This window comes from Fimbriimonas ginsengisoli Gsoil 348, from assembly GCF_000724625.1.
Taxonomy (GTDB): Bacteria; Armatimonadota; Fimbriimonadia; order Fimbriimonadales; family Fimbriimonadaceae; genus Fimbriimonas; species Fimbriimonas ginsengisoli.
Map to the genome: position 1 here is coordinate 1615402 of NZ_CP007139.1, position 24742 is coordinate 1640143.

A 24742-nucleotide genomic window follows, 5' to 3' on the forward strand; every position below is an offset into this window, starting at 1 on the left:
TCACCGCTTCTTCCGGGGGCCGAACGGTATCGCGCCCGTCCAGCAGCCCCGTAGGAAGGGTATAGACCGCTCTATATGAAGCGGTTTATATAAGGTGAGTATATCACCTTCCGCGGCTCGCCACTAACTGCTAATCGCCAACGCCCCGATGCTATTCTCTAGGGTTCATGAGTCCCACCCCCGAAACCCGCGATCCGTACGCGGCGTTGCGGTTTCGCGATGTCCGGATGCTCATCGCCTCTGCGGCCCTTTCCGGGCTTGCCGGGCGTGGTTTGGCGGTAGTGATCGGCTTCCAGGTCTACGCCATCACCAAAGATCCGCTGGCGCTGGGGTTCCTGGGGTTGGTGGAGGCGATTCCGGCATTATCGCTGGTGCTGTACGGTGGGCATGTCGCGGACAACCGAGACCGGCGGATGCTGGTCCTGTTAACCGGAACCGTTTCGGTCCTGTGCGCGCTGGCCTTTGCCGCGCTCTCATGGTGGATCGCCAAGCCGCCGGTTCTGGCTCTGTACGGAATCGTATTTGTGGCGGGAATCGCACGCGGTTTCGCTAACCCAGCCGGATCGGCATTCGAAGCCCAGGTTGTCCCGCGCGAAGTCTATGTCAACGCCTCCGCTTGGTCGAGCAGCGTCTGGCAGATGTCCGCGATCGCGGGACCGATGATGGCGGGTTTCGCCTTCGCCGGACTCGGGCCGGCCAGGACGTACCTCATCATCGCGGGTCTACAGATTCTTAGCTGGGGATGCGTCTACCAGGTCGCGAAGCGTCCGATTCCGGAGTCGCAGCCGCATGAATCGGTGTGGCTCAGCATTCGTGAGGGAATCCATTTTGTGGTCCACAACCAGTCGCTGGTCGGCTCGATGGCGCTGGATCTGTTCGCCGTCTTTTTCGGTGGGGCCATTGCACTTCTGCCGATCTTTGCGACCGACATCCTGAAAGTCGGGCCGCAAGGGTTCGGGTTCCTGAACGCGGCGCCCTCCGTCGGCGCGCTTCTCGTGATGCTCTGGACCACCCGGCACCCGCCGGTAAAGCGGGCTGGAGTCAACCTCTTGCTTTCCGTCGGGGCGTTTGGAATCTCGATGATCGTATTCGGCGTCTCGAAAAACTTCTATCTCTCGCTCTTAGCCTTGGCCGCAAGCGGCGGTTTCGACGGAGTAAATATGGTGATCCGGGGAGTGATCCTGCGGATGCTCACGCCGGAGCATCTGCGCGGACGGGTCGCCGCCGTGAGCTGGGTCTTCATCGGATCATCTAACGAGCTGGGCGCCATGGAGAGCGGAATTTTCGCCCGGCTGATGGGCACGGCTCGCTCGGTATGGGCGGGAGGTGTGCTGACCCTCTTGGTCGTCGCAGCAACGGCAAAGCTGGCGCCGGAGCTACGACGACTGTCCTTCGAGCCGAAAGAAGTGTAAGGTGGCACGGGCTTCCAGCCCGTGTGTATCACGACCATCCTGGTCGTGTACACGTAGCATCGGCTCCCAGCTGATGAACCCCACGACCATTCTGGTCGTGAAAGAACGCCACGGGCAGGATGCCCTTGGAACCCACTGGCTGGAAGCCAGTGCCACGGGCTACTCCCTGATCGTCCCGGCTGGCGCCTTCGGCGCGATCGCCTCGCGGTAGAAACCGGCGAGATCGTCGTGCAGCTTACGGCGGCTGGGAGTGTCGAGGTACATCATGTGGCCGGCCGGGTAGTAGCCGCGGTGGATGTTCGACTTGAGTCGCGGATCGAGCTCCATCTGGTTGATCGACTGCTCGACGGTACCGAGCGGACACGCGAAGTCGTAGTATCCCATCGCCACAAAGAGCTTGGTGTACGGGTTCTGGTGAAGCGCGTTCCGGAGCGACTCGCTGGTATCGAGCGCGCCGGAGCCAAAATTCCAGGAGTCGGTGAGCCCCTCCCCAAGCACGTAGTATTTGAGGTCGCTCTTAAAGCCAAGCTCGCCCCGAACGTAGTCGTTCATGCAGGAGACGAACGGGGGCGTGATGGCGCTGTTGGCCGCGTCGAAGTCCGGACCGGCGTCCGACCAAAGCCGGTCGAGGCCAACAAAGCGGGCATCGAGGCGACCAACGCTGTAGTGGTCGGCGCGTCGCAGCTCCTTGTAGAAGCTGTTGTCGCGGATGCGCAAATTCGTGTTCTCTAGATACGTTTCGCTGAGGCCGGTGTACCGCTGGAGCTTCTGGCGGATCGCCTTTCGTTTGTCTGGCGAAAGAGTATCGCCGCGGGTCAGCGCGGGCAGATACTCGTCGTAAACCCACGCTTGAACCTCCTTCACTACCTCGCCGACCGGCTTCTTTTCCAGATCCGCGGGAAGCTTGTGGTGGTACCAGGCGGCGGCGGAATAGGTGGGGAGGTAGAAAGCATACGGCTGATCGTTCGCCTTGCTGAAGTCGGCGGTGTTTCCGTTCAGGTATGGCGAAACCAAAATGAGGCCGTTGAGGCCGATTCCGTTGCCGTTCAGCCACTCGGCGAGACCAGCGCCTCGGATCCCTCCGTAGCTTTCTCCCAGGACGAAGACCGGCGAAAGCCACCGCTGCTCCTCCGTCAGATACATCCGGATGAACTCGCCGACGCTCCGGATATCTTCCTGCACGCCCCAGAATTTCTTTCCGTACTCCGGCTTCTCCGGCCGGCTGTAGCCGGTGCCCACCGGGTCGATCATGACAAGGTCCGTCTCCGGCAATAGCGATTCGTCGTTCGCCACCAGCTCATAAGGGGGCGGCGGCATCATCCCATCTGGCTCCATCTTCACGCGTTTGGGGCCGACGAACCCCAGATGTAGCCAGAGCGATGCCGAGCCGGGTCCTCCGTTGAAAACGAACGTCACCGGCCGCTTCGCGCCGCTCTCTTTCACCCGGTAAGCCGTGAAGAAAATCCGCCCTTCCGTCTCGCCTTGATTGTTCCGAATCGGCATCGACCCCGCGGTAGTGGTGTAACTAAGCGCCTTACCGGCAAGAGTCGCGCTATGTTCGCGGCGAACCCAATTGGAGTCGACCGCCGGTGCGGCCGGAGTTTGAGCAAGAGCAAGGAGAGCGAGGAGCGGGACGGGCATAGCTGACCGGCAGTATACGTAGCATCGCCTCCCAGGCGATGAACCACCGTGGCACCGGGCGGCTCGCCCGTGGGTATCAGGGGCGGCCCGCCCCTGAAAAAAGCACGCCGGAACTAAGCAGGCGCTAGTGACGCCCTGGGTTTAGAAGCCGATCCTACACACTCACGCTACAGCCACACTCGAGCGCAAGTTCAAAAGGCGATTGAAGCTGCTTTCGTTCTTCTCGCCGGAAGTGCGAAGCCATGCCGGTTCGGGGGTCGAACACGACGACATCGAGAACTCCGTGGAGCAAATAGAAAGGCGGGCTTAGCTCCAGATCCTTTATCTCGGACCCCGGAGAAACGATTTCCACGACCGCTTTTGGAATCGAGGTCGTCGCCGTCTGAGTAGGCGACGGCTCTTCGCAGAAGATCGAGATATCCGGACGGCGGATCGACCCATCGGGGAATCGTATCGACATATCTTGGTAGTGAAAACATCCGCAACCGCTTTCGTCGCCAGTCGTCTTGCGGACGGATTGGGAAACTCGCTCAGCGACAATCGCATGAATCGGCGAGGGAAGAAACTCCCAAATCGGCAGCCCTTGGTGGATCTCAAGCTTGACGCCAGCTTCGTGGGCTTCGTCAATCACTTGCATCAGCTCGGCGTCCGATATCCCCATCATCGCTTCCATGATAGCGCCGTAGCCGGAGGCATCGGCGAGGCGCCGACGCTACGGGGGATGCTCTGGCCGCTACGGACGTCATACTTCACTTGATGCCCGTGGTTTCTTCGTCGTCAAAGGTCCGGATCGTTACGCTCGGTTGCGCCAAGAATGAGGTGGATAGCGAGGAGATCGCGGGCGTCCTGCTCGGCGCTGGATACGACGTCGACGGCGCGGCCAAGAAGACGGCGCTGACGATTATCAACACCTGCGGCTTCCTCGAATCCGCAAAGGACGAGTCGGTCAAGGCGATCAAAGAAGCGGTTCGCGAGAAGCGAGCGGGGCGCACCGGCAAGGTCATCGTGGCGGGCTGTCTCGCCCAACGGCTCGGGCCGGAGCTCCAGCGACTTGCGCCGGGGGCGGACCTGTACATCGGCGTCGGGCAAATGGCCCGGTTCGCCGAGATTGCGCTGGAGGTTCAGCAGGCGCGCGAGGCAAACGTCGAGGTGACGGCGCCCCACCACCGATGGGCCGATGTTCAGACCCGCGCGAGGTCCGGCCGGCCGTGGAGCGCCTACCTCAAGATTTCGGAGGGGTGCGACCACAAATGCACCTTCTGCACCATCCCATCGTTTCGCGGCGGACATCAGAGCAAGCCGATCGAGCGTGTCCTCGCCGAAGCGCAACACCTGGCAAGGACCGGAGCCCAAGAGATCAACCTGATTGCCCAGGATGTGACTCAGTACGGCTTCGATCTATACCGCGAGTTCACCCTGCCGAAGCTGCTCCGCGAGCTCAACGCCGTCGACGGGATCAAGTGGATCCGGCTGCTTTACTTCTATCCGAACCGCCTCACCGACGAAGTGATCGAGACGATGTCGTCGTGCGAGAAAGTGCTGCCCTACATCGACATCCCGCTGCAGCACACCCACCCCGACACCCTTCGCCGGATGCACCGGCCGTGGGACGGCGAGCGATACCTACGACTCTTCGAAAAAGTACGGGCGGCGATGCCGCAGTGCGCGATTCGGACGACTTTCATCGTCGGCTTTCCGGGTGAAACTGATGCCGAGTTCCAGCACATGATCGATTTCACCCGCGACGCCCGGCTCGACCGGGTCGGCGCCTTCATGTTCAGCAAGGAGCCCGGCACCCCGGCCCACGATCTCGAGAACCAGGTCGCACCGCGAATAAAGCAGGAGCGATACGACCGGCTCATGCGCCTCCAGCAAGGGATCTCGCTGGAGAAGAACGAGGCCTGGATCGGCCGCGATCTCCAAGTGTTGATCGAAGACAAACGCGACGGCTGGCTCATCGGCCGCTCGCACCGCGACGCCCCGGAGATCGACGGTCTCGTTTTCGTCCAAGGCGAAGCGGAGCCGGGAAGCATCGTCACCGCCCGGGTGAACGGCGCGGAGCATTACGACTTATACGCGGAGATGACCCGCATTCCGGTCTCGGCAGCCCGAACGATGACTCCGCTTCGCATGGCTGGCCCGGCCAAGCCACTGTAGCCCCTCTCCCATGGGGGCAATGAAGGAGGGCGACTCTGCCCCCCTTCCCTCGCGGGTTACCTGAGCCAAACCGTTACGGTTCTGCCTTTGCGGACGCTGGCCGTGGGTAGGTCGGCGATAAGAACCCGTCCACGAGCATCGTTGCCGCCTTGAAGCGGAGCCCCGGGGCGACTCGTTCCCGACACGACCTGAAACTCCCGAGTCGGCCTGCCGTCGATCGAGACCTCGCGGACGTTGCCGTTAACCGGAAGGTTCAGCCGTACCCGCCACTTGCGAGAGGCCGGCATGTTTCTGAACGAACCGGAAGAGCCGCCGATCGTAAGCGTGATTTGGTTATCCTGCCGAGTTTGGGAGATCTCCGTTCGCTCCACCTTGTTTCGAAGGTATTCGTTGGAAGTTCCGTCGTCCTCCACGAGCTCGCGCCGCACGGTCCCGTTCCTATCGAGGGCGAACGCCTCGAGCGTCAGCGAGTCCCAGGGCTTCTCGCCCGTGTACTGCATCTCCGGCGCCAGGGTGATCAAGCCCCCGGCGCGAGCCCACATCGGGCATTGCCAAAGCGGAGCGCTTACGGAAACCGTTCGCGGTCCTTGGACGGTCTCCCCGGTATAGACCGAGCGCCACTGCCCCGGCGGGATCCAGACGTCTCGCTTCGTTTCGCCATCGGGACGGTCGCTCGGTGGAATCCAAGCCAGCTTGATCCGGGCGTTGCCGGTTCCTTCGTAGTACTCGAGGCGGATCGTGTGGCGGCTTCCCGCCTCTAACTGGACCTTGAACGAGTGCACCTCATTGTTCTGCGGCCGCCAGGCATCGACGACCTTGCGCCCATCGAACCAGAGCCGAATCCCGTCGTCCGAATGGGTCACGATCGTATAGGTCCCGGTCTTTGGCGCAGGCGCGGTCTCGCCGGTCCAGCGGGCGGAGAATCTGTCTTCCGGAACGCCAGCCGCCGGCGCTCCCTCCCCCCAGTCAAACGATAGTTGAGAATCGGTCCTTGTAAGGACCGGTTCCCCGGCCAACTCCACTCCCTTAAAGAACTCGGCTTTCAAGCCGCCTGTGGGAATCGGGGTTGCCGTCTCCGACTCGCTCGATATAATTGGGGCGACCAAGAGGTCACCGCCAAGCATGTACTGGTCGTTGTGCGCCGCTTCAGCATAGGTCGGCCACTCCAGATCGCAACGGCGCAGCAACGGCGTCCCGTCCTCATACGCCTGGTGGGCCGCTGAGTAGAGGGTCGGCATCAGACGATATCGGAGCCGCGCGTAGTCGGTCACGATCCGCTCGGCCTGGGGTCCGTACTCCCAGGGATATCTCGTCTCGCCACGGGTGCAATGGACGCGGGTCGTCGGGGAGAGACAGCCGTACTGAAGGTAGCGAACGTAAAGCTCTGGGGAGGGCTGGCCGACGTGCCCGCCCAGGTCCTCACCGAGGAACGGGGTAAGCGCGAGCACGCCCATGTCCACGCCGTTCTGCACTCCGCGCTGGAGGAATTCCCACTCCGCCCGCGTGTCGCCAGTCCACCACATCGGATACCGGTGTCCGGCGGGCTGCGGCGCGTAGCTCCGGTAACCGTTGTCGATCCCCTGGAAGTTGGTCATGATCAGCGGCCGTAGCTCGGGCCGGAAATCGAGGGTGATCGTGCGGTAAAGCCACTGCCCCCAAACCTCCTTGCGCAAGCCCGGAAGCGGCTCGCCAAGGCTGGTCGACCAGTTCCGGTCGTACCACCACACGTCGAGCCCCATCCCCAGCATCTTGGTGAGCCCCTTTCTTCGGTACTCCAGCTCCTTCGGCGAGAGCGGATCGGGCGAAACCGGATCCGGGTGGTCGTTAAACATCAACCGCACGTTCCGATCGTGAGCCTCGCGCATGAACCGGGGCATATCCGGGAAATACTTCGACTCGACCTCGTATCCGTGCGAGCCGTTGATCCGCCAGTCGGTGTCCACCACGAACATGTCGAGCGGGATCCGCTTCTTCCGGTAGGTATCGATGACGCCGAGCGCTTCCTGTTCGGTATAGGGATGGTAGCGGCTGTCGATGAAGCCGAGGGCGTACAGCGGCGGCTTCTCGGTCGGCCCGGTAAGGGCGAGAAAGTCGTGGCGCAGATTCTGGTAGTCGGTGGGGACGAAGACGTAAAGGTCGGTAGCGTTGTTGCCTCGGTCCCAGCCCTTGCCGGCTTGCACCAGGCGGGGATAGTCGCTCATCGCCCACGTCTTCGGCATCTTTCCGGGCGCGGGTAGGAATTGGGACGGGACCGGCTCGTCTTTCGGCTGGTACAAAGTCTCGCCGCCCGGAGTGGTGACCTTGACCTCGCTCAGCGAGTGGGCGACCTTGGGGCAGCGGATGATGAAGCGCGGCGTCTTGATCTCGATTTCGTTGCCAGACGCCTTGCTCAGGAACCTCGGGCTCCCGATGTCGCGATTGACGACGTTGAACGTCGCACGGTCCTCAAACCCTTTCGGGCCCTTCTTCTCCAATCGGAAGAGCGACGGAGAGAGGATCTGAATCTTAATGTCGCCGCACTCCACCGCGACCGGGACGCGAGCGGCGAGGGCCAAATAACCGAACATGCCAACAGGATAACCTCTCGGTATGGCCAACGCGCACGAGGGCAGCACTGGCCGTCGGAAGAATCCTTAACCATTGGCGAGCTAAACTGTCGCATGCCCAAGAAGAGTTACGAGGCGACGTTTTACTATCAGGTGACCATCGTGCGAGAGGGGACGATCGAGATCGATGTGCCCGCGGGCGCTCCGGCGGATTACAACCCGTTCGACGGGAAAGAGATCGGCGAGGTGATCGACCAGTACGAGTCGAGCCTGGGCGAGCCGGAAATGATCGTCGACGACGAAAATCCTGAAGGGGAGCGGCTGATGGACGTGCTGCTTCACGACCCCGAGTCCGGCGAGGTTGTCCGCGTCACCCGCCACGAGGGCGGCCCCAATCTCGTCGCGGCCGAAGTCGAGCTCGACGAAGACGAGGAGTAGCGCTAAGGTACGGCCGGCGATCACATTGAGGTAATCCCGGCCTTGCAGGCTGAGCATCCGGGATTCTTTCGTGAGGGCGATGGTCTCCGCCCGGCCGCGGCGGTTCGGTGTCGCGGCAGGCGCTTTAATTCCTATACTCAACGAGATGCTCGTCGCCGCCATCGCCATTTCGACATTCCTTCGAGGCTCCGAGATCGACGCCAAGAAGCTTCAGGCGCTTGTCGAACGAGCGCGAAAGACAGACTCTTCGGCCCTGGTCGTCTACGCCGACGGCAAGAAGGTCGTGGTCGAAACCTTCGGATGGGCGGTAAAGCCGATCCACTGTATGTCGGCGACAAAATCGATCGTCTCTCTTGCCGTCGGCATTCTCATCGCGGAAGGGAAACTGGAGAGCGTCGACGTCCCGGTCAGCCGTTTCTACCCCGGCTACACCGGAGGCGGCAAGGAAGCGATCACGATTCGGCACCTCCTGACTCACTCTTCGGGAATTCGGGCGAATGAGACGACGGAGGATATCTACTCGAGTTCGGACTTCGTCAAGAACGCCCTCGATGCTCCCTTGGCCGCGCCTCCCGGCACCGCATACTTCTACAACAATCGAGCGGTAAACCTTCTGGCGGGGGTCGTCGGCAAGGCGGCGGGAGAGCCTCTTGACCTCTTTCTCGACAAGCGGCTGTTCAAACCGCTGGGCATCGTCGATTACCATTGGGCGAAAGATCCGGTCGGGAACCCGCAAGGGATGTCCGGCCTCGCCATCCTCCCCAACGACCTGGCCAAGATCGGCCTCATGTTGGCCGCCGGGGGTGTTTGGGAAGGAAAAACCGTCGTTCCCCAGGCCTGGATCGACGAATCCACCCGCGTGACCCCGCTCTCCGAGCAATGGGGCCAGCCAACCGGATTCCTCTGGTGGGGCGTGCCCACTAGTTGGAAGCTCTCCATCACCTACTACACCCTTCAGAGATGGAAACAGGAGGCCCCCGAGTCGATCGTGGAGCGCCTGAGGCCCCTCGAAAACCGGGTGTACGACAATCAGGCCACCGCCATCTCGGCGGTACGGAAGCTACTGGGACCGGGCCGCGACTTTCGCACCATGCTCCCCCTCCTGAAGTCCCTGGGCAATCCGCCCAGTGCCTACTCGCCCAAAGTAGATCGCGGCGACGCCGGCCCTTATCCCGGCTTTTACGCCCAGGGTTTTCTCGGGAACTACCTTGTGGTCTTGCCTAAAGTAAACATCGTCGCCGTTCGGATGAACGCGGCCGATCCGAAGAAGAAAGGTCCGCTGGATCCATTCGACGACTTCGTCGAGAGTGTTCTGGCTCTTAAAGATGGGCTCTAAAGCCGGTGGCGTTCCCCGGCGACGGTATCGCACGGGTTCTCTCGCGGCAACGTGCTGAACACCTTGAAGTTCTAGGCGGCATATGGAGGGGCTCTGCGACCCTTTCAGGGTCGGGCAATGGGCGGTCCTTCTTTCCCGGGGTAGGAAACCCCGGGCTAATTTATGTGACCTCTCCGAGGTCGGAACGGATGCAGCGTTTTACGGCGAAGCCGTGTAGCCGCAGGTTGGTTCGTACCTGCGGACAGCCCCGAATGGCCGACAAAGTTGCACAAGAACATCCAAAGAATGAAGGTTGACGGTCTCTCGCGGACCGACACGGCTCATTTCCGGGATTCTCCCTTCCGGGCATCCACCCTGGAAGGGTGCCAGAAATTAGCCCCGGGTTTCCTGCCCGGGGAACAAGGGCCGGCCCGAATCGACCCCGGAGGCGGTCGCAGACCCCCCAGACTAGATCAAGGAGTCGTAGTCGCGGTGATTACCGATGAAGGACCAGACGCAATGTTGCCAAGGCGCCCGACGACGCAGATGCCAGTGCCGGACAACAGGACAGTCAAGATGTCAGATTGGTCCGTTTGAACCTAAAAGGATGGTGGAGGCGGGGAGAGTTGAACTCCCTTCCAAAACCGTCGGCCTCTCAATTAACCACGAGCGTCTCCCCTGTACTTTATCTCGACGCCGCCCTCTGCCGGGGCCGCCTGGGCGGTCGTCCAGTCTGATTTATTTAGATCGGCTCGCTACAGACGGAAGCTTGCCAACCGATCCGGATTTTATTAGACCCGTGAACGCTCCCTACCGGCTCGAGAACGACGGACCCGCTAGCCTAAATTAGGCAGCGAAGGCGTAGTTGTTATTCGCAGCTACTTTTTTTCCCGTTTTTTACGTGGCCAACGAGAATCCACGGCTCGCAACTAAGAGTCGATCCGGCTCTGTCGAACCCGTTCGCCCCCATTTGACATCTCTATTCTACTCCGCCGGCGTCCCCCCCGTAACATCGGCTCCCCGCCGATGAGCCCAATGACGCTCATCGGCGGGGAGCCGATGCTAATTTCTAGGGGAGCGCCTCCAGTTTCACGTTGTCCAGACCCCAGCTCTGGTTCGCCAAAGTGCGCGTCAACGCCGCGCCGAAGACGATCTGAGCGGTGGTGCCGGAGTGTGGAACGGTGAGCGTGATCCTGTACACGGTGTCCTTGTACAGGATCGTTCCGGCAAACGGATAGCCCAACACGTTCGCCTCGAGCCGCCCGGTCCCCGGGGCGTTCGCGGCATTGTCGGGGTACGACTGCGTCTTACCGGTCACATTGGAGAAGCCGTAGTTGAACTTGCTAGTTCCGTCGAACGTGATATTGAGAAGGTCGTTCTCCCAGTCGCCGATCACGAACAGGTCGAACGTGAGCCGAAGGCTCGTATGCGGCGTTAGCCCGGTCAGAGACAACGTTGCGGTGTCGCTTCCGGACAGGCGGCCGAGGAAGATTCGGCCGGTAGGGGAAGTTTCATTCTTGGTGGTCGGCGTCCAATCCGCTGGGATCCCGGTGTCGAAGTTGTAGGTCTTCACCGTCGGCGCGACCACAGTGATGGTGGCGGTCGCCGAGCTTCTTGGGTCGGCCGTACTCGTCACCACGACGCGGTAGGTTCCCGGAGAGTTGGGCGCCGTGAAAAGCCCGGCGGAGGTAACCGTTCCCCCATCGGGCGCAGTCCATGCCACCGCCTTGTTCTTGGGACCGGTTACGGTAGCGGTGAACGTTCGTTGAGTCCCGGTGACCATCGTGGTCGTCGTTGGCGAAACCGTGACGACGATGGCGCGTACCTGAACGCTGACGGTGGCCGACTTCGTCGGATCCTGAACGCTCTTGGCGGTCACGGTATATGTTCCCGCCGTCGACGGCGCGGTGTAGAGGCCGGTCGAGGTGATCGTTCCCTGCGAGGCGCTCCAGGTGACGTTGGTGTTCGTGGCGTTCGTTACGATGGCATCGAAGTCGATAGTCTCCGTGGTCCCCAGCACCGCGTTTTGCGGGGTTACGAACACCGTCAATTCGGTACCGCTTACGGTTACGGTGGTGCTGCCGCTGACATCGGGCCGGGCAACGCTATGCGCAGTGATCGTGTAGACGCCGGCGGTATTCGGCGCGGTGAAGAAGCCGGTCGGCGTAATGGAGCCGCCGCTCGCCTCCCAAGTCACGCTCTGGTCGGCAACGCCGGTGACGGTAGCGGTAAAGCTTCGGCTCTGGCCCAAACCCAAAGTGGTGCCCGCGGGGGTTACGGCGACGACCACATCCCCGGTCGCTACCGTCACGGTGGCGATCGCCGAGACGCCAGGATCCGCCACGCTTGTAGCTCGAACGGTGTAGGTGCCGGTCGCGGCCGGAGCAGTGAACAGCCCCGAGTTTGAGATCGAACCGCCGGAAGCGGACCAGCTAACGCCCGTGCTTTCGGTTCCGGTCACCGTTGCCGTAAAGCTCTTGGTCGCGCCCGGCGCGACGGTTGCGGTGGTTGGGCTTATCGAGATCGAAATCCCGCCCGGGTTGTTAGTGCCACCCCCGCCTCCTCCTCCGCCGCATCCTAAAGACAGGACGAGGGAGAGAAGGAGAAGAAACACCAAACCACAGACGCGCTTAGTCACATGAGCCTCCGGAGATACCTATCGATAGAGAGTGCGCTCGAAGCTCGAGAGTTCGCTTGAGCGCGTTAAGGCGGCGGACCTTCCGCTCGTTCTACCTCCGTAACGGCCCCGAGGCCACGATCGGCCAGCTCGGCCACAACGGGATTGCCGCCCATTAGCAGAGTTGGCGAATAATCGAATGACTTGAATCACGGCCCCACCGCATGTGACAACGCCGTCATCCTCGCCTCGCATTCCAAGAACGCGGCGCGGCGGACAGGATCTTGGGCGTTGGCCGCCGCAATCCTCGGCTCCAGCATGGCCTTCATCGATGGAACCGCGGTCAACGTGGCGCTGCCGGCTATCCAGTCGGCGCTTCACGCCTCGGTAACCGAAATCCAGTGGCTGGTTGAGTCGTACACTTTGTTCCTGGCTGCCCTGCTCCTGACGGGCGGTTCGCTCGGTGACCTCTTCGGTCAGGCGAGAATCTTCGGCATCGGCGTCATCCTATTTACCGCCGCCTCCGTCTGGTGCGGTCTCTCACCGAACATTACCGATCTGATCGTTGCGCGAGCGGTTCAGGGGGTCGGCGGCGCGCTCCTCGTGCCCACAAGCTTGGCGTTGGTTAGCGTATCGTTCCCTCGCGAAGAGTTGGGCAACGCGATCGGCCTCTGGTCCGGACTTACCTCGATCGCCGCTGCGGCCGGGCCGGTTATCGGCGGCTTCCTCGCCCAGCATTTCTCGTGGCGGTGGGTGTTTTTTATCAATGTACCGATCGCCGTCGCCGTGCTGGCCATCGTCAAGTGGCGAGTCCCGGCATCCGCCCCGGCTGAGAATCGGCCGGCGATCGACTGGAGCGGAACGGTGTTGGCCACGCTCGGCCTCGGGGGAGTCGTCTACGGTTTCTTGCAGTCGTCGGCCACCGCCGGCGTCGCCGGGGCCCTCGCACTCGCCGGGTTCGTGGTCGTCGAATGGCGCGAGAGATCGCCGATGCTGCCGCTGACTCTGTTTAAATCGCTGGATTTCACCGGTACCGGTCTGCTCACGCTATTCCTTTACGGCGCCCTGAGCGGAGTGTTTTTCTTCTTGCCGCTGAACCTGGTCCAGGTGCAGGGGTACTCGGAGACGGCGGCCGGGGCGGCGCTGCTGCCGTTTATCGTTCTCGTCGGCACCCTTTCGCGCTGGTCGGGCCGCCTTCTGGATCGCTTTCCCGCACGGGCTCTGTTGACTGTCGGACCGCTGCTGGCGTCGGTCGGATTCGTCTTGTTCAGCATGCCCGGGATCGGAGGTTCCTATTGGACGACGTTCTTCCCCGGCTGCCTCGTCCTTGGTTTCGGCATGGCAATCACCGTCGCCCCGTTGACCACGACCGTGATGAACTCGGTCGGCTCCGACCGCGCCGGAATCGCTTCAGGGGTGAACAACGCGCTTTCCCGAGTGGCGGGTCTGATCGCGATCGCGGGATTTGGCATCGTGATGACCTGGGTCTTCAATCGTCGCTTGGATTCCGACCCGAGCCTGTCGGCCGGGCAACGCGCCCAAATCGACCGTTCCAAGCTGGCCGCCGCCGCCAAATCAGGCCCTGAGGCAAACGCCGTGAAAGAGTCATTCGTCTCCGGCTTTCGCGCGGTCATGTGGGTCGGATTCGGGTTAGCCGTAATCGGAGCGGCCAGTTCTGCTCTACTCATCGGAAGGCAAAAACCACGGGTAGAAGGAGCAGAATGAGCCTCCGAACACCTCTGCATCGAGAGTGCGGACGAGACATTAGTGTTCGCCTGAACGCATTAGCGGGGGAAGTCCCCTCATTCCAGTTCTGTAGCTCCACGTGGAATGCTTGCCGCTTCGCAGATGTTATTTACGTGTTCAACGGTTGATAATGTAGGGCGTTATGTTTATCGCGTGGATTGCCGGCCTGTGCCTTACGTCGACGGTTCATGCGGCGCAAAAGCCGCCGCCCGACCCCACCTTTGCCGAGGTGACGACGCGAGAGTTCGACAGGTGGGATGCCAACCACAACGGCATTCTCGAGAGCTCGGAAATCTGGAAAGCGTTCGAAGATCCGGCGAACAAGGACGTCGCCGGCGCGGCCCTGGCGGCGATCGCCTACTGGTACTACACGGCGCCTTGGTTGCCGGATCACCCGAAATCGTTTTTCCAGAACTACCGTCCGCAGAAGTTTCCGCCGCTACCCAAGGACACGCCTCCGGCAGAGGCCGCGCGGATCCGGCGAGAGCGGGCGATGGCGGGACCGACATTGCAATGGGAGTACACCGCCGCCCTGTGGCGGCTCCGCCATGCGCCTACCTTCCTCTTCAGTCCGGAGGGCCCCAAGCTGAGCGACGTTCACGAGGGATGGGGGTACTGCTGGTTCATCTCGCACGTCGGCGCCGTCGTCCACCGCGATCCGTACGAAATCAAGCAGATGATCCATGAGACCGACAAGGGGTACCACGTCACCTTCCCCGACGACGTCACGGTCGACCTCCCGCCGCTGACCGACGCGCAGCGAGGAATCTACGACGTCAAGGTAGATAACGGCCTCTGGGTGCGCGTGCTCCGAATGGCTTTCTTTCGAAGACCTCCGGTGACCCTTCGCGGTCCAAAGGGAAACCTCTACCCGCACGTGGCCAAGGCGATGGAGGGATTGACCGGATTTGCCATGAAAGCGGTGCCTCTCGTCAACGATTACGCCAAAGTGGTACCCACCGAAAATCTCGACCGCCTCGCCACCGACGTACGGCGGCAACTAACGCAGACGCTCGCAGCAAAGAAACTGGTGATCGTAGACTCTGGGCTGGTCCCTCTGCCCTTCGGCATGACCGGCAACCACAGCTACGCCGCCTTCAATTTCGATCCCGAGAACGACACGGTCACCCTCTGGAACCCCTGGGGCGACACCTCCCGACCCCGGGCCGTCCCCGGCCGAGACCCCGACTATCCACGAACCGGCGGCGTCTTCACCGTTCCGCTCAAAGTGATGGTCAGGTCGTTCAAAGTCATGTACTTCGAATTGAACGACCTATACCGTCGGTGAGAGCGACACGCCTGTACACTGGAGGGGACGTGCAGACGGAGTTGACGAACGAGGAGATGCTTCGGTATAGCCGGCATCTGATCTTGCCGGAGGTTGGCGTGCCGGGGCAGGAGAAGCTCAAGGCGGCGCGAGTGCTGCTCGTGGGCGCGGGTGGGCTGGGATCTCCGACGGCACTGTATTTGGCGGCGTCGGGAGTCGGGGTGCTGGGGATCGTCGACTTCGACGACGTCGATCTGACCAACCTGCATCGACAGGTGATCCATGGCACGTCGGACGTCGGGAGGAGCAAGCTGGACTCCGCCGCGGACGCCATTCAGGACGTCAACCCGAACGTGCATGTCGTGAAGCACCGGGCGATGCTCACGAGCGAGAACGCGCTGGAAATCATTCGCGAGTACGACTACGTCGTCGACGGCACCGACAACTTCCCGTCGCGCTACCTGGTCAACGACGCCTGCGTGCTCTTGGGCAAGACCAACGTCTACGGTTCGATCTATCGGTTCGAGGGGCAGGCGACGGTTTTTTGCGCGCCGGGCGGACCGTGCTACCGATGCCTCTATCCGGAGCCGCCCCCTCCCGGGATGGTGCCTAGCTGCGCGGAGGCGGGAGTGCTTGGAGTCTTGCCGGGAATCGTCGGATTGATCCAGGCCACGGAGACCGTCAAGCTGATCCTCGGCGCCGGGGAACCGCTCGTCGGTCGACTCTTGCTGTACGAGGCGTTGGGGATGCGGTTCCGGGAGGTGCGCATCCGCCGCGACCCAGATTGTCCCGTCTGCGGCGAGCATCCTACGATCACCAAGCTCATCGACTACGAGCGTTTTTGTGGCCTACCCGGCCGGGACGAGACGATCGACGCCCAAACGCTCCAAGGCATGATCGAGCGGCACGAGCCGTTCACGCTGGTCGACGTCCGCGAGCCGGACGAGTACGAGGTGAACCGAATCGAAGGCTCAAAGCTGATCCCGCTGGGCGAACTGCCCGACCGACTGGACGAGCTGGATCGTACAAAGCAAACCGTCGTCTACTGCCAAGCCGGAATCCGCGGAGCAAAAGCCCACGCGATCCTCCGAGACGCCGGCTTCGAAAACGTCCTCAATCTCCGCGGCGGAATCGGAGAGTGGGAACGTGACGTTTCCTAACGTCCGATCCCTCCAGACGCGCCGTCTGGCAGGGTCGCTCCCGGCCACGAATGCCTGCTGACTATCATCGCCCACACGTAGCCCGGGGATTTATCCCCGGGGGAGCCTTGAAACGGGGATAAATCCCCGGGCTACGGGCAAAGACACAATTTGCGAATGACCACTATCCGCCGGCGATAGCGCCGATGACGAGGAGCGGCTCTTGGCCCGCGGCGATCGGTTCCGGGAGCGGCTTCGTCATCGGTTCGAGCGAGATATCCTCGCCGCCGGCGAAGAAGCGGAGAAACGCGCGACGCTTCAGCGTCCCGTGGTCGCGAATCGTCCCCCGCAAAACCGGGTAGGCAACTTCGAGAGCGTCAAGCACCGAGGCCACGGTCACCGGGCCTGAGACGTCCAGTTGGACCTCTTGACCGGTGATGTTGCCCAAAGTTCTTAGGTGGTGGGGGAGGACGACTCTTATCATGGGGTGCCTGAGGATTTCTGCGACCCCTTCCGGGTCGAGGAGGGTGGTGGCGTCCTTTCCAGGGGTATTCGCCACCCTGGCTAAGTTCTTGGCCCCTCCGGGGTCGGGAGGGGCTGGTCGTTGAATCTTCGTTACGGCAGGGTCTGAACCTCGACCGACAGGACGGACGGGAAATGCTCGCCCACCGGGTTCCAGTTGTCGCCGCCATCTGGGGAGACGTAGACCTGGCCGCTGGTAGTTCCAAAGTAGATCCCGCAGTCGTCCAGCGAGTCCACCGCCATCGCGTCGCGGAGTACGTTCGCGTAGCAGTTCTCCTGTGGCAAGCCGTTGGTGAGCGCCTCCCACTCGTCTCCGCCCGTTCGGCTTCGGTAAACCCTCAGCTTCCCTTCGGGAACGTAGTGCTCCGAATCGCTCTTGATCGGAACCACGTACACCGTTTCCGGCTCGTGGGCGTGGACGTCGATCGGGAATCCGAAGTCGCTGGGAAGGTTGCCGCTTACCTCGCGCCAATTGTCGCCCCCGTCGTCGCTTCGCATCACATCCCAGTGCTTCTGCATAAAGAGAGTGTTCGGATTGGAGGGGTGAAGGGCGATGCGGTGCACGCAGTGGCCCACCTCTGCCTCGGGATTCGGCATAAAGTTGGAGACCAACCCTTTGTTTGCCGTCTTCCACGTGATTCCGCCGTCGTCGGTTCGGAAGCACCCAGCGGCGGAGATCGCCACCCACATGCGGTCCGGCGCGGTCGGGTCGACAAGGATCGTATGGAGGCACATTCCACCCGCGCCGGGCTGCCAGTCCCCGCCGGTGGCGTGGGTGCGAAGGCCGGCAAGCTCGGCCCAGGTCTTGCCCCCGTCGGTGCTCTTGAAGAGAGCGGCGTCCTCGACTCCCGCGAGCACGGTGTTCGGGTCGCTTAGCGATGGCTCAAGATGCCAAACCCGCTTGAACTCCCACGGGTGGGGCGTCCCGTCGTACCACCGGTGCGTTCCCGCTACCCCCTCGTAAACGAATTTGTTGCTTTCTCCCTGCGGCCAGCCCTGAGGCGATTTCAGCTCTTCGGGAGAGCTGCCGGGAGGAGTCCAAGTAACGCCGCCGTCGTCCGATCGCTGGATAATCTGCCCGAACCAGCCGCTGGACTGAGAAGCGAAGATCCGGTTCGGATCGACCGGCGAGCCCTTGACATGGTAGATCTCCCATCCGCCGAAGTGCGGTCCCTCGATCTTCCAATCCTTGCGCTGCCCATCCGCAGTGCAGACAAACGCCCCTTTCTTGGTCCCAATCAATACTCTGACGCGGCTCATTCGTTCACCTTCCAACGTTGCTTGAAGCAGGATAGCAAGTCATAGTCGATCCGCGTAAGCGAAATTCGACAGGATTTAGCGCGAAAACCGCGCGACCGCAAAACTAAACGTCGACAAGCAGCCGCACTCAAGCTGAACCGTGCGCCCAGGCTTGAAACGGCGATTTCCGTCGCTCCGGAAATGGTGAACGTCGTCGGTAAACGGGTCGTAGACCAGCACATCCTTCACCCCCCATCTCCAGATAGAACGGCGGACTGATCACGAGATCCTTCTGGCGTGATCGCTGGCTTACGATCTCCACCACGGCTTCGGGGACGAGGGTGATGAGCTCACGCCGCTCCGGCTCGCGGCCAAAGATGGAGAGGTCCGGCCGGCGAAGCGAATCATCCGGAAAGCGGATGCCAACGTCGATCGCTTCGAAGCAGCCACCGCCGGTTTCGGCCTTCGGGTCTGGACGAACGCTCTTGGCAATGTTCAGAAGCCGGCGTTGATGGTCGTAATTAGGCTGAAACTCCCAGAACGGCTGACCCGAGACCATCTCGAGACGAACGCCATCCTCGTCGGCCTCCTCGTACTGGGCCAACTCCGATTGAGAGAGCGTCATGCTAAAAGCTTATCGTACTTCCGCCTCTCGGCCTCAAGTCTCTTGTCACCATTCCCTTATGCCTCTCTGTAGATGCCGCAATGTTCAGTGTCAGGCCCCGGGTCGCTACACCATAAAGCACCAGTCTCCTAGTCCGGCGAGGTGGCTTCAGCAATCAGTCCTTGCTTTACGAACCTGAGGTCGGAAGACCACCCCACCACGTCATGCACGTTTCTAGGATGAGGAGACGGTGGAGCAAGGTCAGGACCAAGCTCCCGCCTCCGGACGCCTAACCCCTCCGAGGTGCGTCCAAGCGCCCATCCTGAGCCAGCGCTGAAGGCGCGACATCCTACAGCCCAGGGTGGAGCGAAGCGAAACCCTGGGTAGTGGCCGACCAACATCCGAGCCCTGAAAGCGGCGACATCAACGTAACAATATCGGAAGCCCCTAGAGCAAGGACAAGCCTTCCGGGCTCGCAAAACCTACCGCATGCCGGGATCTAGACGGTTCCGAGAGCTTCCTTCACATACGCGACGTCGTCGTCGCTCAGGTATCGGCCCGCCGCGCCGGCGTTGGCGGTGGCCTGACGCTCGTTACGGAAGCCGGGGATGACGCAGGCGACGCGGGGCTGGGCGAGGATGTAGTTCAAGGCAACGGCGACAAGGTCCTCGGTCGATGAGCCGAAACGCTCCTTCAGCTTCGCCAGCTTTGGCTTCAGCTCGGCGATCGCCTCGGCGGAGAAAGCTCGGGAATTTTGCCGGTGATCGCCAGGCTCGAATTGTGGTGGGTTCGCCGGATCGAACTTGTCCAGAAGTCTCGCCTGCGCCAGAGGAGAGAAGGCGACAAAGGTGATCCCCGTCTCTTCCATCAGCTTGCTCACCCGAGAGCCCGGGCGGACGAACTGATCGTCCAGCGCATGCGCCCAGCTCTGGAAAACCGATGGGCGCACCCTGGGGGTAACTCGCTCGAAGTCGTCGGCCGAATAGGCGCTCTGCCCTTTGATCCGCACCTTCCCTTCTTCCACCAGCTTGTCCATCGTGGCGGCGGCATCGTCCAGGTACATATCTCCTTCGCCAAAGCTTCCGTGGTGAAAGTAGTACAAATCGATGTGATCGCGCTTCAAGTTGATGAGCGACTGCTCGCACTGGTGGCGGATATGAGCCGGCTCATAGGCATGGGCCGCGGTACCCGGAAAGTGGCCGACCTTGGTCGCGATCAGGTAATCGTTCGTCTTGAGCCCAAGCCGGTCGAAGACGCGGGCGAGCATCTGCTCCGCCCGGCCATTGCCGTAGACGTCGGCGTTGTCGAAGTGGTTGACTCCGGAATCGACGGCGATTTTGATCGCCTTCGTCACTTCGTCCTCATCCACGTTCGCCCAGCCGTTGGCGTTGCCGTTCACCCAGTTCAACCCGCCCATGGTCCAGCAGCCGAACCCGATCTCCGATGTAGTGACGCCCGTGCGTCCCAGCTCCCGTTGTTTCATCGAAAGGACGTTACCTTGGCGCTGATCCGAAGAGCCCGCCTCGGCGACGGAGGCCCCCTCTGCGACCTCTTCTTCCGGTCGGTCAATGTGCTCGGCGCGGGAGACTATTCGCCCGATCAGCTCGCAGCATGGACGAGTCGGATCAACCCGGAACGGCTCGAACGCCGCCTTCTTTCCACGGTCGCCTTCGTCGCGGAAGAAAACGGGCGCCCAGTCGGGTTCGGTTCGCTCGATCCCGCCCATGGCGAGCTCGACTTCCTCTACGTTCATCCAGAGTCCGCCGGTCGAGGCTTGGGCCGGCAGCTAGCGGAGGCGATCGAGGCGGAAGCCGCTCTCCGTGGGTTCTCCGAAGTACATCTAACCGCCTCGCTCAACGCGGTATCGATCTACGAGCGGCTGGGCTACGGGCAACTGGAACGCTTCTCCAAGACGATCGACCGTGTCGAAGTGCCATGCGTCCGCATGTCGAAGCGGCTCCATCGCGAAAGGAACGTGCACGGAACCCTGGTGCGCGGATTAGCGGTTGGCTCCAAAACCGAATGTGCGCACTACCACTCCCAATTGGACGTGATCGCCATCCGGTTCAAGTGCTGCGGAGAGTTCTACCCGTGTTACCAGTGCCACACGGCCGTCTCCGATCATCCGGCGGTGCGATGGGGCAAGGACGATTTGGATGCCGAAGCGATCCTCTGCGGCGCCTGCGGAACGCGCCTTTCGATCCGCGCCTATCTCGACTGCGCGTCGCGGTGCCCAGCCTGCGCCGCCTCCTTCAACCCAGGTTGCGCCAACCACCACACACTTTACTTCTCATCCAAATGAAGCCAGTGACCGGAACCGCCTTTGGTTGGTCGGACCGGCCTAACTTACGGTTGGGACCTGCATAACGACCCGCTCGAGGGTGGCGACGGCGGCGGCGTGGGATCGTTCGTGGGTGATACTGACTTGGAGGCGGAGGCGCTTCCCGTCGTACTGGTGGGAATGGATCTGCACCCTCGGAGCCCCGAGGTGATCCTGAAGGATCTCGATGTCGTGCCAGCAAAGCGGCAGGCCGACCGCTTTGTAAACCGCCTCCTTGGCTGCCCATCGTCCCGCAACGCGGGCGGGGGTGGTGCAGAGAGCCCGTTCGGAATCGGTAAGAATTCGGTAGACGAACCTAGGGTTTTTCATCGCCCGGCGAATCCGTTCGATTTCGACGAGGTCGATTCCCAGTCCTACGATCATAGCGACATCGTACCGAACTCGCCTACGCCTCTTCTCGCCAAGCTCCGGTCGCCAACCGCTCGGTGACCTCGGGATCGGGCACCCCTTCCTTCGATTCGCGAAGCTGGTCGATCGTCTCCGTTAATCGGTCTAAGAACCGCCCGCACCGTCCGCACTGAGCGGCATGGGAAACCGCGTACCAACGGGTGATTCCCTTTGCCGACCCGTCTGCCGCTCGCTGGAGAAACCCCTCCATATGACGGCAAGGCGGGCCTTCGGAATCATTTGAATGAAAAGTCATGAATTGTCTCCCGCCGCAGCCAAATTCGGCTCGGCAAAGTCGTGGCCCACGGCTCGCACGAGTCGCGAACGAAGAAGGCGACGCCCCCGAAAAAGCCGCGAGCGAATCGTCCCGACCGGAACGTCGATCGCGTCGGCGGCCTCTTCGTAGCTGAGCTCCTCGATGTCGCAGAGAGCGACCGCGATGCGGTATTCCTCGGGAAGCCGATCGAGCTCGCGGAGAATATCCTCGCCCACCGCGCGCCAGCTCACCTCTTTCCAAAAGCCGTCGTCGGACGGCTCGGCAACTTCGGCGAGCGCCGATTCCGGGCGAATGGCCCGGTGACGGATTCGCCCCAAATGTTCGTTCCTAAGTATCCGGATGAGCCAGCTTCGGGCGTATCGGCCATCGAACGACGCCCAACCCTTGGCCCCAAGAAGCAAGGTCTGCCCCACCAAATCCTCGGCGTCCGCCTCGTTGAGCACCAGCCGCCGTGCCACCCGGTACAAGACCGGGATCTCGGTAGAAACGACCTCTCCGAAAGAAAGCTTCTGCCGATGGCTACGGGGAAAGAAATCGCGAAGGGACATGGCTCCGTGCTTATCGTAACGCTTCGATTCGCACTCCCACGGAATGCCGCGTTTGGCAAGACGGTTCCAACCTTTTGCACCGCCGCATCTCTCCATCACCGCTCCGCGCATTTGGAGTGATTTTTTCGTTGATCCGGGTCGAGTAGCGGACAATGGATGAACCGAATGTCAACCACAATCGACGAAGCTCAAAGGGATGAGACCATCGCCGACCTCGTGTCCAGATCGGGCGATGGCCGGAGAACCTTCCGCGTTCTCGTGCTGCTTATCTCCGGGTTTGCGGTGCTCGCAATGGCGATCGTCATGCTCCGCCCGTTACTCTGGCCGATGCCACTCGAGCAACAGGCGTCGAAGATCGTCCTCTTGCCCCCGGATGCCAAGGTCGCTCAAGTCGTTCCTTCGCGCTGGGAAGGCGACGGCAAAGTCATCTTCTCGCTGCCAGAGCCCAAGGGAGCCGGAAGTCGTCTGAAGGAAGTTTGGACCGCAGCCGGACACCCCTTGCCGGCGTCTGCGATCCGCCATCCCGGCCCCTGGGGCGTCGGCATCGTCGCGCCAATGCCGGCAATCTCCGGCCTTCCCGTTGCATCCAAGAACCGGCTTAGCTACAAAATGAGCTATCCCCCGGGCGAGGAGTCGGTTTCACTTACCTACGACCCCGTCCGGGGGCGCTATATCTATGAGCGCTCCTCGCCGCACTAAGCCCGCTCCGTCGCGTCGCGACTTCCTGAAGTATGCGGGGGCGGGCGCCGTCTGTTCCGTCCTCCCGTTCGGCTACAGCCAAGTCGACACCCGGTGGCTCAGCGTCGAAGAGGAGGAGATAAGACTCCCGCTTTGGGACGCCGACGGATTTAGAGCGGTTGTCCTTGCCGATGTCCATGCGAATAGCGCCGAGCAGGCGGAATTCGCCGAGATCGCGGCCAAGGCGGCGGTGAACGAGAAACCGGACGTCATCCTGATCCCCGGCGATCATCTCAACGCATCCGATTCGCGGCACCTTCGAAATCTCAAGCGCTTTACCGACGCCTTCGCCGACGCCAAGTGTCCGGTTCTCGCCACCCTCGGCAATCACGACTATTCTTCCGGCGTTGAGAAGATCGTCCGGGCTTTCCACGACTCGCCGGTTCGACTGCTCCGGAACGAAATCGCCGAAGTCGGAGGCGTCTCGGTGGCCGGGTTAGACGACGCCCTGTACGGCAAACATCGGCCCGAAATTCTCTCGGATGACCGCCTCTCGAAATCCTTGCTCACGATGCTCCACGAGCCGGACTTCGTCGACGAGCTGCCCCGCCATGTGAGCCTTCAGGTAAGCGGGCACAGCCACGGCGGCCAAATCTGCCTACCTTTCGGCGTCGCACTCCATACCCCCCGAGGGGCTCAAAGGTACATCGACGGATTCTATCCGGAGGCGCCCATACCTGTCTTCGTGACTCGCGGGGTCGGTACCACCGGCGCCCGATACCGCCTCTTTTGCCGTCCCCAGGTGGCGGTGTTGACGTTGCGAGCAGCCTAGCCGGGCGGTACCCTTAGGTATGCGCTTTCGGGATCTCGCGCTAATTACGTTGGGCGTTGGCGCCGGGATGGCGATTTATGGCGCTTTGGTGGAGTCAAAGCGTCTCGTCTACGAGCGGAAGACGCTCCACCTCGAAGACTGGCCGGAAGAGTTGAACGGCTTTCGGATCGTTGTCGTTAGCGATCTTCATATCAGGGACAAATATTCGGTCGAGCTCGTCAAGAGGGCGTTTGAAATGGCCCTTGCCGAAGAGCCCGACATGCTGGTTCTGCCGGGCGACTTCGTCGACTACTGGAAGCCCGGAGTCGACGAAATGCTGCGGGAAGTGCTCGCCCCGCTCAAAGCCATGGAGGGGAGCGCCGTGGCGATCGCCGGCAACCATGACTACTGGTACGGCGATATCGTGCGGCTGGCCGACGCCCTCGCCGAGGTCGATGTCCACTTCCTCAGGAACGAAATCTGGCGACACAAGGGGATCACCTGGGTCGGCCTCGACTCGGCGGTGCAAAAAATGGCCCGCCCAGAGGAAATCGTACTCGGCCCCGGCGATCGCCCCGCCATCGCCCTTTGGCACGAGCCGGACGCCATCGCCGGGTTGCCGAGAGGCATCGCCCTCCAAATCAGCGGCCACTCCCACGGCGGCCAATTCCGCTTCCCCGGCGGCTTCACCCCGATGCACTCCACCCTCGGCAAGAAGTACCCCTCCGGCTGGTATCCCGACGCCCCCACCCCCCTCTACGTAACCCGAGGCGTCGGCACCACCGGCCCCCCCACCCGCTTCAACTGCCCCCCCGAAATCAGCGTCCTCACGCTAAACAGCCCCACCAACCCATAACCCCTCCGGAGCCCCCTCTCCCTCCTTCGGATGTATGTGCCGAACGAGGGAGAGGGGGTTGGGGGTGAGGGAGTCCGGAAAGAGCCGGTCTGGAGACCAGCGGTCCTCCAGAACATCTGGCGTACCGAAAGTACACCAGGACAGCGGCTAGCCGCCCGTGCCACGCCCGTTGAGCGCCGATACCCTTCACCGCCGTCCATA

General features: G+C 62.0%; 22 protein-coding genes and 1 other RNA gene. 11 read left to right on the plus strand and 12 right to left on the minus strand.

All coding sequences use genetic code 11. The features are described 5' to 3' along the window. Positions 1–167: 167 nt before the first annotated feature. Positions 168–1412, plus strand: coding sequence for an MFS transporter (locus tag OP10G_RS07435; protein WP_025226519.1), 1245 nt, complete (start codon positions 168–170; stop codon positions 1410–1412). Between the two features lie 159 nt (positions 1413–1571). Here OP10G_RS07435 and OP10G_RS07440 read toward each other — a convergent pair whose 3' ends face one another. Both OP10G_RS07440 and OP10G_RS07445 read right to left on the minus strand, forming a co-directional pair. Next, the gene (locus OP10G_RS07440; RefSeq protein WP_025226518.1) at positions 1572–3053 is read right to left on the minus strand and encodes a S10 family peptidase; all 1482 of its coding nucleotides are present in this window, start codon (positions 3051–3053) and stop codon (positions 1572–1574) included. A 154-nt stretch (positions 3054–3207) separates the two neighbouring features. Then, on the minus strand, positions 3208–3726 hold the full coding sequence (locus OP10G_RS07445; protein ID WP_052547610.1) for a Uma2 family endonuclease: 519 nt from the start codon (positions 3724–3726) through the stop codon (positions 3208–3210). Between the two features lie 83 nt (positions 3727–3809). Between OP10G_RS07445 and rimO the strand changes: the two genes are divergently transcribed. Beyond that, positions 3810–5210: a 30S ribosomal protein S12 methylthiotransferase RimO gene (gene rimO / locus OP10G_RS07450; RefSeq protein WP_025226516.1), complete on the plus strand. Its 1401-nt coding sequence runs from the start codon at positions 3810–3812 to the stop codon at positions 5208–5210. Between the two features lie 56 nt (positions 5211–5266). Here rimO and OP10G_RS07455 read toward each other — a convergent pair whose 3' ends face one another. Continuing rightward, complete coding sequence (locus tag OP10G_RS07455) at positions 5267–7777, minus strand: TIM-barrel domain-containing protein (protein ID WP_025226515.1); 2511 nt, start codon at positions 7775–7777, stop codon at positions 5267–5269. Between the two features lie 93 nt (positions 7778–7870). Between OP10G_RS07455 and OP10G_RS07460 the strand changes: the two genes are divergently transcribed. Next, a complete protein-coding gene (locus OP10G_RS07460; protein ID WP_025226514.1) occupies positions 7871–8194 on the plus strand; it encodes a hypothetical protein in 324 nt (107 codons plus the stop codon). A 145-nt stretch (positions 8195–8339) separates the two neighbouring features. Continuing rightward, the gene (locus OP10G_RS07465) at positions 8340–9530 is read left to right on the plus strand and encodes a serine hydrolase domain-containing protein (protein WP_025226513.1); all 1191 of its coding nucleotides are present in this window, start codon (positions 8340–8342) and stop codon (positions 9528–9530) included. Positions 9531–10117: 587 nt separating this feature from the next. Here the strand turns inward: OP10G_RS07465 and ssrA are convergent. Together ssrA and OP10G_RS24210 are read right to left on the minus strand one after the other, a co-directional pair. Next, positions 10118–10477, minus strand: a transfer-messenger RNA (tmRNA) gene (gene ssrA / locus OP10G_RS25700). A 101-nt stretch (positions 10478–10578) separates the two neighbouring features. Next, positions 10579–12147 carry a hypothetical protein gene (locus OP10G_RS24210; protein ID WP_144241037.1) on the minus strand — a complete coding sequence of 523 codons (1569 nt, stop codon included), beginning with the start codon at positions 12145–12147 and terminating at the stop codon, positions 10579–10581. Between the two features lie 183 nt (positions 12148–12330). On the opposite strand from OP10G_RS24210, the gene OP10G_RS07475 reads away from it, so the two are divergent. From OP10G_RS07475 to moeB, 3 genes are all read left to right on the plus strand, one after another. Beyond that, a complete protein-coding gene (locus tag OP10G_RS07475) occupies positions 12331–13851 on the plus strand; it encodes an MFS transporter (RefSeq protein WP_038472744.1) in 1521 nt (506 codons plus the stop codon). Between the two features lie 163 nt (positions 13852–14014). Then, positions 14015–15160 (plus strand): hypothetical protein, encoded by a 1146-nt coding sequence (locus tag OP10G_RS07480; protein WP_025226510.1) that lies wholly within the window; start codon positions 14015–14017, stop codon positions 15158–15160. 56 nt (positions 15161–15216) lie between these two features. Further along, positions 15217–16299 (plus strand): molybdopterin-synthase adenylyltransferase MoeB, encoded by a 1083-nt coding sequence (gene moeB / locus OP10G_RS07485; RefSeq protein WP_084179761.1) that lies wholly within the window; start codon positions 15217–15219, stop codon positions 16297–16299. A 163-nt stretch (positions 16300–16462) separates the two neighbouring features. On the opposite strand, the gene OP10G_RS07490 is transcribed toward moeB, so the two are convergent. The 4 genes from OP10G_RS07490 to OP10G_RS07505 all read right to left on the minus strand — a co-directional run bounded on the left by OP10G_RS07490 (position 16463) and on the right by OP10G_RS07505 (position 20126). Next, complete coding sequence (locus OP10G_RS07490) at positions 16463–16762, minus strand: MoaD/ThiS family protein (protein WP_025226508.1); 300 nt, start codon at positions 16760–16762, stop codon at positions 16463–16465. Positions 16763–16893: 131 nt separating this feature from the next. Then, positions 16894–18060, minus strand: a complete 1167-nt coding sequence (locus OP10G_RS07495; RefSeq protein WP_025226507.1) for a WD40/YVTN/BNR-like repeat-containing protein — start codon at positions 18058–18060, stop codon at positions 16894–16896. A 127-nt stretch (positions 18061–18187) separates the two neighbouring features. Beyond that, positions 18188–18664 carry a Uma2 family endonuclease gene (locus tag OP10G_RS07500; protein ID WP_227625083.1) on the minus strand — a complete coding sequence of 159 codons (477 nt, stop codon included), beginning with the start codon at positions 18662–18664 and terminating at the stop codon, positions 18188–18190. Between the two features lie 478 nt (positions 18665–19142). Beyond that, the gene (locus OP10G_RS07505) at positions 19143–20126 is read right to left on the minus strand and encodes an aldo/keto reductase (RefSeq protein ID WP_025226506.1); all 984 of its coding nucleotides are present in this window, start codon (positions 20124–20126) and stop codon (positions 19143–19145) included. Between OP10G_RS07505 and OP10G_RS25705 the strand changes: the two genes are divergently transcribed. Next, complete coding sequence (locus OP10G_RS25705; RefSeq protein ID WP_227625084.1) at positions 20118–20945, plus strand: GNAT family N-acetyltransferase; 828 nt, start codon at positions 20118–20120, stop codon at positions 20943–20945. The two genes, OP10G_RS07505 and OP10G_RS25705, sit on opposite strands and share 9 nt — an antisense overlap. Positions 20946–20984: 39 nt before the next feature. Here OP10G_RS25705 and acpS read toward each other — a convergent pair whose 3' ends face one another. The 3 genes from acpS to OP10G_RS07525 are packed head-to-tail and all read right to left on the minus strand — an operon-like array spanning position 20985 to position 22196. After that, a complete protein-coding gene (acpS, locus tag OP10G_RS07515) occupies positions 20985–21347 on the minus strand; it encodes a holo-ACP synthase (protein WP_025226504.1) in 363 nt (120 codons plus the stop codon). A 22-nt stretch (positions 21348–21369) separates the two neighbouring features. After that, the gene (locus OP10G_RS07520; protein WP_025226503.1) at positions 21370–21582 is read right to left on the minus strand and encodes a hypothetical protein; all 213 of its coding nucleotides are present in this window, start codon (positions 21580–21582) and stop codon (positions 21370–21372) included. A 41-nt stretch (positions 21583–21623) separates the two neighbouring features. Then, positions 21624–22196: an RNA polymerase sigma factor gene (locus OP10G_RS07525; protein ID WP_158409171.1), complete on the minus strand. Its 573-nt coding sequence runs from the start codon at positions 22194–22196 to the stop codon at positions 21624–21626. Between the two features lie 165 nt (positions 22197–22361). Between OP10G_RS07525 and OP10G_RS07530 the strand changes: the two genes are divergently transcribed. Genes OP10G_RS07530 through OP10G_RS24215 form a run of 3 tightly spaced genes read left to right on the plus strand, consistent with a single transcriptional unit; the run spans position 22362 to position 24541 of the window. After that, positions 22362–22895 carry a hypothetical protein gene (locus OP10G_RS07530; protein WP_038472748.1) on the plus strand — a complete coding sequence of 178 codons (534 nt, stop codon included), beginning with the start codon at positions 22362–22364 and terminating at the stop codon, positions 22893–22895. Continuing rightward, entirely contained in the window at positions 22873–23706 is an 834-nt protein-coding gene (locus OP10G_RS07535) for a metallophosphoesterase (protein ID WP_025226500.1), read from the plus strand. Before OP10G_RS07530 ends, OP10G_RS07535 begins: the two co-directional genes overlap by 23 nt. 19 nt (positions 23707–23725) lie before the next feature. Continuing rightward, entirely contained in the window at positions 23726–24541 is an 816-nt protein-coding gene (locus OP10G_RS24215; protein WP_025226499.1) for a metallophosphoesterase, read from the plus strand. Positions 24542–24742 lie beyond the last annotated feature (201 nt).

Coding starts and splice junctions, on each gene's coding strand:
- OP10G_RS07495 (WP_025226507.1), bottom strand. CDS start 18,060: ATGAGCCGCGTCAGAGTATTGATTGGGACCAAGAAAGGGGCGTTTGTC.
- OP10G_RS07535 (WP_025226500.1), top strand. CDS start 22,873: ATGAGCGCTCCTCGCCGCACTAAGCCCGCTCCGTCGCGTCGCGACTTC.
- OP10G_RS07500 (WP_227625083.1), bottom strand. CDS start 18,664: ATGACGCTCTCTCAATCGGAGTTGGCCCAGTACGAGGAGGCCGACGAG.
- OP10G_RS07445 (WP_052547610.1), bottom strand. CDS start 3,726: ATGGAAGCGATGATGGGGATATCGGACGCCGAGCTGATGCAAGTGATT.
- OP10G_RS07460 (WP_025226514.1), top strand. CDS start 7,871: ATGCCCAAGAAGAGTTACGAGGCGACGTTTTACTATCAGGTGACCATC.
- OP10G_RS07440 (WP_025226518.1), bottom strand. CDS start 3,053: ATGCCCGTCCCGCTCCTCGCTCTCCTTGCTCTTGCTCAAACTCCGGCC.
- OP10G_RS07480 (WP_025226510.1), top strand. CDS start 14,015: ATGTTTATCGCGTGGATTGCCGGCCTGTGCCTTACGTCGACGGTTCAT.
- moeB (WP_084179761.1), top strand. CDS start 15,217: ATGCTTCGGTATAGCCGGCATCTGATCTTGCCGGAGGTTGGCGTGCCG.
- OP10G_RS07505 (WP_025226506.1), bottom strand. CDS start 20,126: ATGAAACAACGGGAGCTGGGACGCACGGGCGTCACTACATCGGAGATC.
- OP10G_RS24215 (WP_025226499.1), top strand. CDS start 23,726: ATGCGCTTTCGGGATCTCGCGCTAATTACGTTGGGCGTTGGCGCCGGG.
- OP10G_RS07525 (WP_158409171.1), bottom strand. CDS start 22,196: ATGTCCCTTCGCGATTTCTTTCCCCGTAGCCATCGGCAGAAGCTTTCT.
- acpS (WP_025226504.1), bottom strand. CDS start 21,347: ATGATCGTAGGACTGGGAATCGACCTCGTCGAAATCGAACGGATTCGC.
- OP10G_RS07455 (WP_025226515.1), bottom strand. CDS start 7,777: ATGTTCGGTTATTTGGCCCTCGCCGCTCGCGTCCCGGTCGCGGTGGAG.
- OP10G_RS07465 (WP_025226513.1), top strand. CDS start 8,340: ATGCTCGTCGCCGCCATCGCCATTTCGACATTCCTTCGAGGCTCCGAG.
- OP10G_RS07520 (WP_025226503.1), bottom strand. CDS start 21,582: ATGGAGGGGTTTCTCCAGCGAGCGGCAGACGGGTCGGCAAAGGGAATC.
- OP10G_RS07435 (WP_025226519.1), top strand. CDS start 168: ATGAGTCCCACCCCCGAAACCCGCGATCCGTACGCGGCGTTGCGGTTT.
- OP10G_RS07490 (WP_025226508.1), bottom strand. CDS start 16,762: ATGATAAGAGTCGTCCTCCCCCACCACCTAAGAACTTTGGGCAACATC.
- OP10G_RS07530 (WP_038472748.1), top strand. CDS start 22,362: ATGTCAACCACAATCGACGAAGCTCAAAGGGATGAGACCATCGCCGAC.
- rimO (WP_025226516.1), top strand. CDS start 3,810: ATGCCCGTGGTTTCTTCGTCGTCAAAGGTCCGGATCGTTACGCTCGGT.